Genomic DNA, 13,270 nt, shown 5'->3' with positions numbered 1-13,270 from the left:
GGCCGGGGGCCACGGTTTTCGACCGGGCTCCGCCGACCGGCGATTGGGGCACGCCTAGCATGGAGGTATGCGCACCGATCCGGTGACGTTGTTCCTCTGCGGTGACGTCATGCTCGGCCGCGGCGTCGATCAGATCCTTCCGTACCCCGGTGACCCGACGCTGCAGGAGCAGCATGTCTTGGACGCCCGGACATATGTTGATCTGGCGGAGGCGGCGAACGGCCTGATTCCTCAACCGGTCGACTTCTCCTGGCCATGGGGGGATGCCCTGCGGGTGCTGGAAGAGGGTGCGCCCGATGTCCGGGTGGTGAACCTGGAGACGAGCATCACCCGGAGTGATGATTTCGCCATGGGGAAGGCCGTCCATTACCGGATGAATCCAGATAATCTTCCCTGCCTGGCGGTTGCCCGGCCCGACGTCTGCGTGCTGGCGAACAACCATGTCATGGACTTCGGCCGGCGAGGTCTGCGGGAGACGCTCGGCGTTCTGGCCGGTGCGAGGCTGCGGGCGGCGGGGGCGGGCCGGGAGGCGGACGAGGCGCGGCGACCCGCGACCGTCACCGTCGCAGGCGGCGGGCAGGTCCTGATCCTCTCCTGCGGGACGGAGTCCAGCGGCGTTCCGCCGGGATGGGCGGCGACCCCGGATCGTGCGGGTGTCGATTTCGTCCCGGAACTGTCGGATGCCGCCGCGGCCGAGGTGGCCGGCCGGGTGCGGCAGGTGAAGCGCCCCGGTGACGTCGCGGTTGTCTCCATCCATTGGGGTTCCAACTGGGGCTACCAGGTCTCCCGAGAGCAGAGACGCTTCGCGCACCGCCTGGTCGACGGCGGTGTCGACGTGGTGCACGGGCACTCCTCGCACCATCCCCGGCCCGTCGAGGTCTACCGCGGCAGGCTCATCCTGTACGGCTGCGGTGACCTCATCGACGACTACGAGGGCATCACCGGCTATGAGGAGTACCGAGACGATCTCCGGCTGCTGTACTTCGTGTCGGTGGAGCCGGAGTCGGGAAAGCTGGCCGGTTTACGGATGGTGCCCATGCGGGCTCGTCAGATGCGTCTCCAGCACGCCTCAAGCGAGGACTCCGAGTGGCTTCAGGCGGTTCTCGACCGGGTCGGCCGTGACCTCGGGTCACGAGTCGACCTGGAGCCGGACGGTGCCCTCGCGCTCCGGCGGACGTAGGCGAGGTCGGACATGACCGCAGGCGTCTCTCCCGAAGACCTCATCCGGGCCGTCCGGGCGATGGGCGTCCGCGACGAGCGCCTGCTGGAGGCCGTGCGCGCGACGCCGCGAGCGGGATTCGTCCCCGCGGACCGTGTCGCGATCGCCTACCACGACGAGCCCATCCCGATCGGGCACGGACTGGTGACCACGCAGCCCTCGCTGTCGGCAAGGATGATCGAAGGTATCGGTCTCGGCGGGACGGAACACGTGCTTGAGATCGGCACCGGCCTCGGTTTCCAGACCGCGCTGCTCGCTCGCCTGGCCGCCGATGTGGTGACCGTCGACCTGTGGGCGGATCTGGTCCGGCAGGCGCGCCGGAACCTCGCCCGGCAGGGGATCGGCAATGTCGAGCTGCTCGTCGGAGACGGCGGCCGCGGCGTGCCGGACCGTGCTCCGTACGACGGCATCGTCGTGTCGGCCGCGTTCCCGGAGGTCCCCCCGCCGCTGGTCGAACAGCTCCGGCTCGGCGGCCGTCTGGTACAGCCCATCGGACCGGGCGGGCGGGAGGAGGTCGTCCTGTTCCAGCGCACCGTGACCGGGCTTGAACGTCGGCAGGTCCTCACGCTGGCCAGCTTTGTCCGCCTTCATGGAAGGTACGGCTATCCGCCCTGAGCGGGTGCCCGTCTCCCCGGATGGTGATCGGGAGGACGGCCTCCACGACCGTTGATCTCTGTCACTACGGACCATCCCCGCAGGCGCCCGCGGGGATGGTTCCGATGAACGACTCTGGGAGATCGGCGTACTCAAGTCGGCCCCGCGCCCGCGGGGATGGTCTGTATCTCGTCCGCTTGTGGAATCCGGCCGAAGGGCAGGAGTCGTTCCGGCGGCCGTCCGTTATCCGGCTCTGGTGAGTGCTTGATGGCTGGCTATGATCCTCGTCTCCGTGCTGCTCTCTGTCCTCCTGACGGTCTTGCTCAACCTCCTGCTCCGCTGACCGGTGCCCGTTCACCGTGGACATCGTGGCGGGGGTGTCCTTAATCTTTCCCATATCCTATAGTTCTTTAGAATATAAGCTGCAATGGTTCAGATGGAGGGCGCGATGTCGTACCCGGAGCCTCGTTACCTGGGCGAGGCGGGCGAGAGCAGTGGGGTCTTCCGGCCGGCGAGCGCGGGGCCGGATCTGGTGATCGGTGAGGGCGGGACGGAGGTGCACCACCTGGCCACCGGCGCCTCGACGAACGGGCAGTTCGGTCTGTACCGCTGGGACATGGGAGCGAAGCCGTCCGGCCCGGACCCGCACTTTCACCGGACGATCTCCGAGTCCTTCTTCGTGCTCTCCGGGACCGTGCGGCTGTTCAACGGGAAGACCTGGACCGACGCGACGGCGGGAGACTTCCTGTACGTCCCGGAGGGCGGGGTGCACAGTTTCCGCAACGAGTCCGGCGAACCGGCCTCGATGCTGCTGCTCTTCGCACCGGGGGCACCCCGCGAGGGCTACTTCGAGGAGCTCGCCGAGATCGCGGCCAGTGGGCGCAGGCTCAGCGACGCGGAGTGGGCGGACGTCTACCTCCGCCACGACCAGTACATGGTCTGACGGCCATGGCGGAGTTTCCGGAGGAACCGATCTACCGGCAGCTGGCGCGGGTCGGCAGGACGCTGGCCAGTCCGGTGCGGCTGAGGCTGCTCGACGTGCTCGACCAGGGAGAGCGCACCGTCGAGCAGCTGTCCGAGGAGGCGGACATTCCGCTGAAGAACACCTCGGCCCAGCTGCAGCAGCTGCGCGCGGCTCACCTGGTGACGAGCCGCAAGGCCGGTACCCGGGTCTACTACCGGCTGGCCGACGAGCGGGTCTCGCGGTTCCTGGGCGAGCTGCAGGACTTCGCCGCGGAAAGGCTCGCCGATCTGCGGGAGGCGGTGTCCGAGCACCTTGGCGAGGTCGCGGTCCTGGAGGCGGTGACCGCCGACGAGCTCGCCGGACGTCTCAACGACCCCGACATCGTGATCGTCGACGTCCGCTCGGCCGCCGACCACGCCCGCGGCCATGTGCCGGGGTCGGTGTCGATTCCCCTGGCCGAACTGCGGGACCGTCTGGACGAGCTGCCCAGGGACATCGAGATCGTGGCCTACTGCGGCGGCCCCTACTGCGTGGTCTCCCCGGAGGCGGTGCGCCTGCTCCGCGACCACGGCTTTCCAGCGCGCCCGCTGGACGGCGGGCTCGCCCGCTGGCGACGCACGGGGAGACGACTGCAGACCGGTTCCGCCACGGCCACGTAACGGGCCTGCGGCCGAATTGTCGGAGTGGATCACTACCGTTCCCGGCATGTTCAGTTCGCAGCAGCAGGCTGCTCTGTCGACTACCGGGACGGAGGTCTCCGCGCCCGGCGAACTCCCTCGGATCACCCGCCGCGAAGAGGCCGGCGCATGACCGCCTGGGAGGAGATCCGCGGACTCATCGCCCGCCGGGACGCCCACGCCGTCGCGGCCCGGATCGTCGAGTTGGACGAGGAGGCGCGCAAGGAGGTCGCCGGCCTTCTTCCGGGATACCTGAAGACGCTGCGCGGCCGACGCGAATCCTGGGAGGGGCTCGACGACTACGCCGAGGTGCTCCGCGCCGCCGGGGCCGGGGTCCTCACCGGTGCGGCCGCCGTGGCGACCTGGCTGAACCGCCGGGATTTCACCTCCCGCTGGAGTTCGCCGTACGGGGACACCGAGCGGATCATGGCGATTCTCGCGACCCGGCCGGCGGAGTGGCGGGCCGACCTGGCCGGGCGGCTCGTGCTGGCGATCGGCGACCTGGTCCGTGCCACCGCGTCTCCCGGCTGGAACGGTGCCACGGTCCGCTGCGCCCAGGCCGGAGGCGACCACCTCCTCTTCATGGCCACGAAAGAGGGGAGAGAGAGCAGCCCTACTGGGTGGCCCGCGAGGGTATGCGGGGCACCGGGGGTGGCATTGTCGCCTGCGTGCTCGACGATCGGCGCCTCGTTCTGCACCTCACTCCCGAGGCGGCGGACAACATGGAGACCGAGACCGTCCTGACCGTCGACCTGAACCTGAGTCCCGTCGAGACGGAGCGGCTACGGACCGTGCTCGGCAGAATCTTCCGTGCGGGATCGTCCGATCTGATGCCCTCGCTCACCGGGTTCTGACGTACGGGCCTGGCCGGGAAGGCCGGTCAGGGGTCGGATATGACGGCCAGGGACCTGATCTGCTCGGGGGTGAGCGCGGTGCCGCGTTCGGATTCGGTGGCGAAGCGCTCCTCGCCCAGCGCGTCACGGATCCGCGCGGTGATCCGGCCGATGTCGCCGCTTTCCAAGGGGGTCAGGGGCACGGAGCTCGACGCGAGGGCCACGGCACCCGCGCCCAGGAGCCGGGCGGCGCGGTCGTGGTGTCCGGCGACGGTCAGGGCCCCGGCCAGGCCGTAGACGGCGACCGTCATCTCCCGGGTCCCGTCGAACCTGGCGATGAGATCGAGGGCCCGCAGGTGCAGAGCGAGGGCCGCCGCCGCGTCGCCGCGCTGCTCGGCGACGAAGCCGAGCTCGGTCACGATCATCGGGAGGTACGGCGGCGGCTCCTCGGCGTCGCGCGGGGTACGGTCCAGCACGTCGCGCAGGTGGGTCTCCGCGATGTCGAGGCGGCCGTCCCTGCGCGCGGCGAAGGCCAGTCCCATCCGGGCGAAGGTCTGCCCGGCCTGGTGGCCCTGCTCCACGGTGAGCCGCAGCGACCTCTCGCTCGACTCCGCCGCCCGCGCGTAGTCGCCGCGCTGCAGCGCGATCCAGCCCAGCCAGCCCAGCCGCCCGGCGAACTCCGTCCACAGTCCGAGCTCCTCGGCCAGGCGCATGCCGTCGTGCTGCAGCCGTTCGGCCCGGTCGAGGTCACCGGTCATCTCGGCCAGCGCGCCGAGCCAGCCGCCGGCCTCCAGTTGCCCCCAGCGCTCCCCGAGCTCGCCGAAGATCCGCGCGCTGCGCTCACCGTCGCGTTCGAGCCCGTCCAGGTCGCCGCGTACGTGCGCGAGCTTGGCCCGGAGGGCGAGGGCCGCGGCCGTCCCCCATCGGTCGCCGAGCGCCTCGAAGGCGGGTAGTGCCCGGTCCAGCAGCTCTCCGGCGGTGGACAGGTCGCCGAGGTCGACCCCCGCGTAGGCGAGGATCCACCATGCCCTGGCTCGCCCGCCGGGATCGCCCGCGTCCTCGTACGCCTCCAGCGCCGCCCGGCGGAGTTTCTCCCGGTCGGTGACGGCGACATCACCGCGGAGGAACCCGATCACGGCCTCCCAGGTGAGGGCCTTGGCCCGGAGCGCGGCGAACGAGACGCCTCCGGAGCCGCCGGCGGTGTCCGGCGCATGGTCCCGGGGGACGGCGCCGGGAGGTTCGCCGGGGACGGCCAGTGCCGCCGTCAGGGATCGGTGGGCCTCGGTCAGGCGGCCACGCAGGAACCAGTACCAGGCCAGCGCGCCGACGAGGCGCAGCGCGCCGTCCGCGTCGCCGTTCCTGACGGCCGCGTTCAGCGCGGCGCGGAGGTTCGCGGCGTCGGAGTCGAGACGCCGCAGCCAGCGCCGCTGGTCCGCCTCGTAGAGGCGCGGCTCGGCCCGCTCGGCGAGGCCGGTGTAGTGGCGCAGGTGCCGCCGCCGCACCCGCTCGTACTCCCCGGCCCGCTGGAGGCGCTCGACGCAGTACGCCGCCACCGACTCCAGCAACCGGTATCGCGGCCCGTCGGCACCGTCCACCATGACCACCAGCGACCGGTTCACCAGCCGCGCCACCAGGTCGAGCACGTCCGCGGACGGGATGTCGTCCTCCGCGCAGACGGCCTCGGCGGCCTCCATGGTGCAGCCGTCGGCGTGCACGGCGAGCCGGCGCAGGACGGCGCGCTCGGCGCCGGTCAGCAGCTCCCAGCTCCAGTCGATCATCGCCGTCAGGGTCTGCTGGCGCGGCGGGACGCCCCGGTGCCCGGTGGCCAGCAGCCTGAACCGGTCGTCCAGGCGGGCGACGAGGCCGTGTACCCCGAGGGCGGGGACCCTCGTCGCGGCCAGCTCCAGCGCCAGCGGGATGCCGTCCAGCCGGCGGCACAGCGACACGACCGCCGGGGCGGTGTCCGCGTCGAGGACGAACCCCCGGGCCGCGGCGGACGCGCGTGCCACGAACAGCCGTACCGAACCCGTCCGCTCCAGCGCGGAGATGTCGTCGGCGGCCCGGTCGGCACCTGGCCCAAGGCCACCGCGGAGTGCAACACCGCGGTGAAGACCACGCTCGACCGGCTGGCCTGGTGGGCCCGCGCCCTGCGGGACGCCCGAGCCAGGAGCCCGTACGCCACCTGAGCCCTGTTTCCATCAAGCTCCATCAAGTTTTGTCCAGCGCGAACGACACGGAGAAAACCATGCGGAAGATCATCGCCATGACCCACACCACGGTCGACGGCTACATCGACAACCCGTTCGCTGATTCTCAGTGTTTGTCAGTGAGGACCAGCGAGCCCCCGCGTTGCCGCAGCGGCGTTCCCCGTGGCCGGGGTTCCCGTTTCACCGGTGCGCGCCCGGCACGAATGCCGGGTCCTACCGCTCCTCGGCGGGCGTTTAACGTCTCCCCGCAACTCTGGGCGACGTCGGCCGCGAGCGCGGCCAGATTACGGGCGGCGTTCAGATCCCGATCCAGGACCAGATCACACCCATCGCAGGTGTAGGTGCGTTCGGACAGGGCGAGCTTGGCTTTCACCACACCACAACCCGAACATGTCTTACTACTGGGATACCAGCGGCTCGCCATCACCAGCCGCCCACCACTCCAGCCGGTCTTATAGGCGAGCTGACGGCGCACCTCACCCATCCCCACATCAGCGACCGCGCGAGACAGGCGCCGGTTGGCGAGCATCCCCGACACGTTCAGGTCCTCGACCACGACCGTGCCGTAGACGGCCGCCAGCTTGCTCGTCAGCCGGTGTAGGCCGTCGCGCCGCTGCCGGGCCACCCTCGCGTGCGCCTTCCCCAGCGCGGCCTTGGTCTTACGCCAGCGCGCCGACGGCTCGTGCCTGCCGCCACCTGGGGTGCGTGGGCCGGTCCGGCGGGCCAGCTGCTTGTTCAGCCGCCGCAACCGTTTCAGAGCCGTTCGGTGGTGTTTGGGGTTGTCAACCACTTCACCGGTGGACAGCACCGCCAGCGCCTTGACCCCCAGATCCACTCCCACCACCGCCTCCGGCCGGGCCAGGGCGCTTTCGGCGCGGTCGATCTCGCAGGTGAACGACACGAACCACCGGCCCCCCTCCAACCGGACCGTCGCCGACAGGACCCGGCCCGTGCCCCGCTCCAGATGACGGGCCAGCTTGCGGGTGGACTCACAGGTGCGGATCGTGCCCAGCCGTGGCAGCGTGACGTGCCGGCGGTCGGGTTCGACGCGGATGGTGCCGGTGGTGAACCGGCAGGCGGGGACGGTGCGGTGCTTGGACCTGAACCGGGGAAACCCGATCTTCCTCCCCTTGCGCTTACCCTTACGGGAGTCCGACCAGTTCCTCAGCGCCCGGGCCAGGGCCTCCAGGCCGCTGTTGTAGGCCTCCTTGGAGTTCTCCGCCCACCAGGGCGCGACGGTGTCCTTGGCCGCGTTCCAGAGTTTGCGCAGCTCATACAGCGACCAGGGAACCTCGGTCAGCAGCTCGGTGGGCACCCCGTAGGTCTTCTCCGCCTCCCGCTGCGACAGCGCCGCCTTGACCAGGCCCAGCGCCCAGTTGAACGCGAACCGCGCTGCCCCACCGTGCGAGAACAACGCACCGGCCTGGGCCGGAGCGGGGTCGAGAGCGTAGCGGTAGGCCTGCTGAACCCGCATCACCCACCCCTCCCGTCATTTACTCACCGCTGTCGAATGATGACGGTGAGCTTACTCTCAGGGATGATCGACAGTTCCCCAATCAGCAGGAAAGCCCGCCACCGGCACGGGACCGAACCCCGACAGCGCGTACCGTCTCCTCCCGCACCTCAGCCCACCGGACAGAGAAGGTCAAATGAGGCAATCAGCAGCCCATAGCCCCCTACAGTTGTGTGCCAATTGTCGGGCTCGGAATCGATGGCGGGGATCGTGGGCGTTTCGGAAGGGACGGCGGCCGTGCTCGCCGGCCGGTATCGGCTGGACGAGCTGATCGGCCGGGGCGGTACGGGCGAGGTGTGGCGCGGTTACGACCTGCGCCCTGGCTGGCCGGTGGCGGTCAAGATCCTGTCACCGCGGGTGGCCGACGCCGCGGTGCGCGAGAGGTTCGCCAGGGAGGCCAGGACCGCCGCGCGCATCGTCCACCCCAACGTGGTGACCGTGCTCGACATGGGCGCGCACGAGGGCCGCCCGTACCTGGTGATGGAGTTGCTGGCCGGCCGGGATCTCGCCGCCGAGCTGGCCGAGCGCGGACCGCTGAGCGTGTCCGAGACGTGCCGTCTGGCGGGGCAGGTCGCGCTCGGGCTGGACGCCGCGCACCAGGCGGGGGTCGTGCACCGCGACGTCAAACCGGCGAACCTGCATCTGGGCGCGGGCGGCGTGCTCAAGGTCGTCGACTTCGGTACGGCCAGGGTCGCGACCGAGGCCGCGATGCGACTGACCTCGGTGGGAACCGTCATCGGCACGGCCGCCTACCTGTCTCCCGAGCAGATCCGAGGTGAGGCCGGAGCCGCGGCCGCCGATCTGTACGCGCTCGGCTGCGTCTGCTACGAGCTGCTCTGCGGGCGCCCCCCGTTCGTCGGCACGGCGACAGAGGTGCTCTCCCAGCATGTCGGCGCCCGGCCGGACCCGCCCGGCCGCTACCGGCCCGGCATCCCCGCGGAGCTGGAGAGACTCGTCCTGGCCCTGCTGGAGAAGGATCCCGGCGCGCGGCCCACCGGCGCGGAGGTCGTCCGCGGGCTCCTGGCCGCGGCGCCCCGCCGGGCGCCGCACGCGTCCGGGCCCCCGGCGCCGACCTCCGTGCTGCCCTCGGTGCCTCCCGCTCCCGCAGGGCAGGAGGGCTCACCGGTGCGGGCGTGGGCGGGGCGGACGACGAGGTTCCTGCGGGAGAGCCCACCCGGCATGTTCGTCGCGATCCTGCTGGGCGTGGTGACCGTGCCGGTGCTGGTGGCCCTGTGGGCGTCGGCCTCGCCGGATCCGGTGGGACAGGGCACCGCGGCGGTGCCATCCGCGATCACGTCGGCGGCGCCCCCGGAGCGGTCCGCGCCCGCGTCGCCCACACCGGCCGTCTCGCGGAGCGCGTCCGCGGCGCCGGCCCCCGTGCCCAGCCGGACCGCGCCGGCGGCGGGCGGATGGCAGGCGCGCCTGGCGGCCCTGGGACAGGCGGTCACCGCGCAGGAGCTGCAGAGGGGAATCGACCCCAAGACGGCCCGCAAGGTCCGCGAGACGATCGTCAAACTCGCCAGGAACATCCAGGAGGGCAAGAACGAGAAGGCCCGTGACGAACTGCGCAGGCTCGGCCGTGAGCTGAGCGAGGCGCAGCGGAAGGGCAGGATCGCCTCGGCGGGGCCGCTCCCCGACTTCCTTCGAACCTCGGGGCTCACCCTCCAGGGGGACGGCCAGGTGGACGGCTACGAGTCCGGGCCGCGTCATCACAGCAGCGATGACGACGACGATGACTAGGGCACGTCTTTCCAAATGCCTGCGGGCGCGAAGAGAGGGTGTCCACGATCGTTTGTGACGACGAACCTGGACACCCTCGTGACCGCACTTTACGTGAAGATCGACGACGAGTGGGCGGGTATCGCACGCCTACCGGGACGGCCTCCGAAGCTCAGTCACTCGGAGTTGCTGTGCCTGGCGGTGATGCAGGCGATGCTCGGCTTCCACAGCGAGGCCCGCCGGCTGCGGCACGCCCGCGAGCACTACCGCCACCTGTTCCCCTTCCTTCCGCAGGACGCGGGCTACAACAAACGGCTGCGAGCCGCGCTACCACAGATCAAGCGGGTGATCCGAATGCTCGCCAAGGACACCGACTTCTGGCACGACACGGTGTGGATCACCGATTCGACGCCGGTGCCCTGCGGCATGTCCCGGCCTACCGTCAAACGTTCGGAGCCGGCGAGCCGATGCTGAAGAAGGTGCGCCAGCTCATCGAGTCCGTGAACGACACCCTCAAAGGTCAACTCGACCTGGAACAACACGGTGGAAGAACCGCCGGGGGCGTGGCCGTGCGCATCGCACAGCGCGTGCTCACCCTGGCCGCCGCGATATGGCACAACTTCCAGACCGGACAGGCGGTCAGCCGTTCACTGACCGCCTACGACCACTGACCGTATTCGGAAAGACTCGTCGAGGAGAAGCTGCACGCTGCGGAAGGCGGCGAATGCCAGTTACTCCCGTCCGACGAGGGCGTGAGATGAACCGGCGATCAGAATTCGACCGCTGGTTCGGCCCCCGATCACCATGTGCAACCTGGACGCCGACCAGGCCACGGCGATCTCAGTTGTGGATCCCTTTCTTACGTCGGGTGGCCTCATATGACACCGCTACGCTTGCCGGGATTACCTCACCGATCAAGCGGAGGCGAAGCCTACGAAGTAGGCAAGGATCATGAGTCCTCCTAGAAGGAGGAGGTAGATCAAGCAGCCAACCCCGTTCGACGGCAGAAATCGCAACACGAAAAAGTTGAATATGACAGAACCGATACCGATAACGATCAGTGCGATCGGATCTTTGGTCCATGCCCATGCCAGGTAGGCGAAGACGGCGCTCGCGGCTAGATTTTCGAGGAGGCGACTCTCGAAGGGCGACAACTTCGATCGAGGTGATCGATCTTGTGATTCGTCTTCGGTCATAAACAGCCCCTTCTTTTAGGGTATTCCAGAAAACAGGTTATAATCACCTGTACAACAACTAGCGGCGGGAGCCTACCGGGAACACATAGAGCGCTACTGGACCAACTCTAGGTGTGAAGGGCATTCCATGGATGGCGACCGACGAGTGTTGCACGGATCGAGGACGCCAAGCAGGATGTGACTGATTCGGACTGCCTGGATGGGCTGTACCATGGCCGACTCGGGGGCGGGCTGGATTGCTTCAGTCCTCCTTGTCGATACTCATAGCCTGCGACAGGGGAAGCCTGCTTCAGAGCATCTAAACCAGAAGTCCTATGAGTGCCTTGATCTCTGGCGCTAAGTGATTCGCCAACTTGAGGATGTCGATGAACCGGTTCCGCAAGTCGACAAACGACTCCTCATCGGCAACAAGAATGTCCACGGAAGCCGCGAATCGGCCTACCGGCTCGGGCAGTTGCTGGGTGTGTGTCGCCACTCCGTCCGAGGCGCAGGAGAAATCGAACCAACCGCATCGGGTTGGGTCCGCAAACTCGTTGCTCACCCAGATTGCCCGGCCCATCGCGTCCTGCACGACGATCAGGGTCCGACAGCGCAAAGCTCCCCAGGGAACTCGGTTGCGGGTAGTGGACTCAACGGTCAGCAGGCCGTTGCGCCACAGGGTGGCTTTGGTCTGCACGAACTTGTTCCAGCCGATGTACTGCTCTTCATAGGCGCGCGTTGGCTGGGGGGTGTCAGGCTGCGCTACATGAGTGCCAGAAGCCCAGACCGGCCGGCCGTCGCCGGTGTAGATCACCAGGTTCCGGTCGTCCTGTAGTACAAGCCGCGCTCCGGGGTTGCCATCGGTGCCAGAGGCCCATGATGGGTAGTTCACGCCGTTGTAGAGAACGAGATTGCCATCGCCCTGCATGTCAGCTCTGTTGGGACGTAGCGATAGGGGGAGCGTCCACGTGTTCGTGGCCCACACCGGAGTGGTGAGATTCTGTCCGTCAGCGTATAGAACGAGGTTGCCGTCGCCTTGCATAATGAGGCCGTACAGTCTGTTCGGCGATCGCAGGACTTCGCCTGTGGCCAGTGATCTGCCGATCAGTTCACCCACGTATTCGCCCATTTCCTGCCGCCCCCACATTCGTTCGATTCTGGGTATGTACTCGCTTGTCAATGTCATCAATCACGCAAGTAAGATGACATGCGTACCCATGAAGTAGGCCGTGCCCAGGAATGTTGGTCACGCGCTTTCGTTCATAAGGCCCATGTAGGAAGTACGCTTCCTTGGCGAGTGTGCACTCCAAAATATGGCGCTTTGAGACGGCTTGACCATGGAGAACAATGAGTATTGACTTATCGCCCATTCTATGCCCACTCCGGCAAAGGTCAGGCGAGGGGGGTGAGAGCCGTGCCATCACTGTCCGGCGAGGACTATCGCAGACTGTTGAAGTTCGTAACCCTGGCGATAGATGATGTGAGACCGCACTTTCCCAGTGTCACGATGAACGCATGCCTTCGTGAACTTTTCGAGGCTGATGTCGTCGGGGCCGGGACCGTCGACCTGCTGGGCACCTCCAGTCGGCGCTGGGCCACCAATCCGGCCCCGGTTGATCTGGGATCTGTGGGGTTTCACGAGCTCGCCATCCACCATCCGATCTTGGGCGCTTACCGTCGCAGCCAAGAGACGACACCATTACGGCTGAGCGACGTCTCAGACTCGTCGGACGATCGTGACGCTCTTCGCTTTCTCCAACTCGTGCCGGGCATCAGTCGAGTAATCACCATTCCCCTGGCCGTCTCGGCACTACGCATCAGCGTGATTGCCATCATGCGTTCCGGCCGCGACTTCGCCACCCGGGACATGCTTATGGCCCAGCGACTTCAGCCGATCGTCGCTGGTATCTATGCACTTCAGGTCAGCGATGCCCCCGGCAGGCCAAGAGCCCTCAACCCAGCCGGTCTTTTTGACGATGACCTGGATATCCGGCTCACGGAGAGAGAACTCGTCGTACTCGGCTTCCTGAGCAGCGACCTGATCCCGGCTGCGATAGCCCGCCGCCTCGACATGTCACCAAGGACGCTGGACAAGCACATCCAGCACATCTATCGGAAGTTTGACACTCGTGATCGCACCAGCACTGTTCTGAAGGCCCAAAACCTGGGATTCTTCCAGCGTTCTTGACGGGATGTTTCCACCGGGGCGACGCTGTACCCAAGTCCTTTCTTGTACAAGGTGACCGTGACGACCCCGGACATCGCGGGTGATCAATAGAGGTAGCCGCACGGGGAGTGCGGCTCTCGCTCGTCGAACTTTTCTACCGTGCCGCAACCGATTTGCCTGGAGCCCAACCAGGCGTACATCG

Annotated in this window: 12 protein-coding genes and 1 pseudogene; 9 read left to right on the top strand and 4 right to left on the bottom strand. The window is 68.0% G+C overall.

Annotated features, from left to right (window positions below; genetic code table 11):
- The first annotated feature begins 67 nt into the window (after nucleotides 1-67).
- The 6 genes from OIE13_RS19405 (at nucleotide 68) to OIE13_RS19380 (ending at nucleotide 4,308) form a co-directional block, all read left to right on the top strand.
- Entirely contained in the window at nucleotides 68-1,180 is a 1,113-nt protein-coding gene (locus OIE13_RS19405; protein WP_326828494.1) for a CapA family protein, read from the top strand.
- Nucleotides 1,181-1,192: 12 nt separating this feature from the next.
- Entirely contained in the window at nucleotides 1,193-1,834 is a 642-nt protein-coding gene (locus tag OIE13_RS19400; RefSeq protein ID WP_326828493.1) for a protein-L-isoaspartate O-methyltransferase family protein, read from the top strand.
- A 406-nt stretch (nucleotides 1,835-2,240) separates the two neighbouring features.
- On the top strand, nucleotides 2,241-2,756 hold the full coding sequence (locus OIE13_RS19395) for a cupin domain-containing protein (protein WP_326828492.1): 516 nt from the start codon (nucleotides 2,241-2,243) through the stop codon (nucleotides 2,754-2,756).
- 5 nt (nucleotides 2,757-2,761) lie between these two features.
- Nucleotides 2,762-3,436 carry an ArsR/SmtB family transcription factor gene (locus OIE13_RS19390; RefSeq protein WP_326637812.1) on the top strand — a complete coding sequence of 225 codons (675 nt, stop codon included), beginning with the start codon at nucleotides 2,762-2,764 and terminating at the stop codon, nucleotides 3,434-3,436.
- 147 nt (nucleotides 3,437-3,583) lie between these two features.
- Nucleotides 3,584-4,198, top strand: coding sequence for a hypothetical protein (locus tag OIE13_RS19385; protein ID WP_326828491.1), 615 nt, complete (start codon nucleotides 3,584-3,586; stop codon nucleotides 4,196-4,198).
- The gene (locus OIE13_RS19380; protein ID WP_326828490.1) at nucleotides 4,177-4,308 is read left to right on the top strand and encodes a hypothetical protein; all 132 of its coding nucleotides are present in this window, start codon (nucleotides 4,177-4,179) and stop codon (nucleotides 4,306-4,308) included. The genes OIE13_RS19385 and OIE13_RS19380 overlap by 22 nt, the downstream gene beginning before the upstream one ends.
- Nucleotides 4,309-4,334: 26 nt before the next feature.
- Here OIE13_RS19380 and OIE13_RS19375 read toward each other — a convergent pair whose 3' ends face one another.
- Nucleotides 4,335-6,296: an ATP-binding protein gene (locus OIE13_RS19375; RefSeq protein WP_326828489.1), complete on the bottom strand. Its 1,962-nt coding sequence runs from the start codon at nucleotides 6,294-6,296 to the stop codon at nucleotides 4,335-4,337.
- Nucleotides 6,297-6,600: 304 nt separating this feature from the next.
- Complete coding sequence (gene tnpB / locus OIE13_RS19370) at nucleotides 6,601-7,968, bottom strand: IS607 family element RNA-guided endonuclease TnpB (RefSeq protein ID WP_326637818.1); 1,368 nt, start codon at nucleotides 7,966-7,968, stop codon at nucleotides 6,601-6,603.
- A 249-nt stretch (nucleotides 7,969-8,217) separates the two neighbouring features.
- Here tnpB and OIE13_RS19365 point away from each other — a divergent pair, with 249 nt between their 5' ends.
- Nucleotides 8,218-9,747, top strand: coding sequence for a serine/threonine-protein kinase (locus OIE13_RS19365; protein ID WP_326828488.1), 1,530 nt, complete (start codon nucleotides 8,218-8,220; stop codon nucleotides 9,745-9,747).
- A 54-nt stretch (nucleotides 9,748-9,801) separates the two neighbouring features.
- Nucleotides 9,802-10,397, top strand: a pseudogene (locus OIE13_RS19360) (hypothetical protein).
- 243 nt (nucleotides 10,398-10,640) lie between these two features.
- Here the strand turns inward: OIE13_RS19360 and OIE13_RS19355 are convergent.
- Nucleotides 10,641-10,922 carry a hypothetical protein gene (locus OIE13_RS19355; protein ID WP_326637822.1) on the bottom strand — a complete coding sequence of 94 codons (282 nt, stop codon included), beginning with the start codon at nucleotides 10,920-10,922 and terminating at the stop codon, nucleotides 10,641-10,643.
- 298 nt (nucleotides 10,923-11,220) lie between these two features.
- Complete coding sequence (locus tag OIE13_RS19350) at nucleotides 11,221-12,048, bottom strand: hypothetical protein (protein WP_326637824.1); 828 nt, start codon at nucleotides 12,046-12,048, stop codon at nucleotides 11,221-11,223.
- A gap of 267 nt (nucleotides 12,049-12,315) precedes the next feature.
- On the opposite strand from OIE13_RS19350, the gene OIE13_RS19345 reads away from it, so the two are divergent.
- Nucleotides 12,316-13,089 (top strand): helix-turn-helix transcriptional regulator, encoded by a 774-nt coding sequence (locus OIE13_RS19345; RefSeq protein WP_326637825.1) that lies wholly within the window; start codon nucleotides 12,316-12,318, stop codon nucleotides 13,087-13,089.
- The last annotated feature ends 181 nt before the right edge of the window (nucleotides 13,090-13,270 follow it).

Origin of the sequence: Streptosporangium sp. NBC_01810, assembly GCF_035917355.1 — a bacterium.
Lineage (GTDB): Bacteria > Actinomycetota > Actinomycetes > Streptosporangiales > Streptosporangiaceae > Streptosporangium.
The sequence above is the reverse complement of the archived record's forward strand: the minus strand, read 5'-3'. Positions and strand labels throughout refer to the sequence as shown.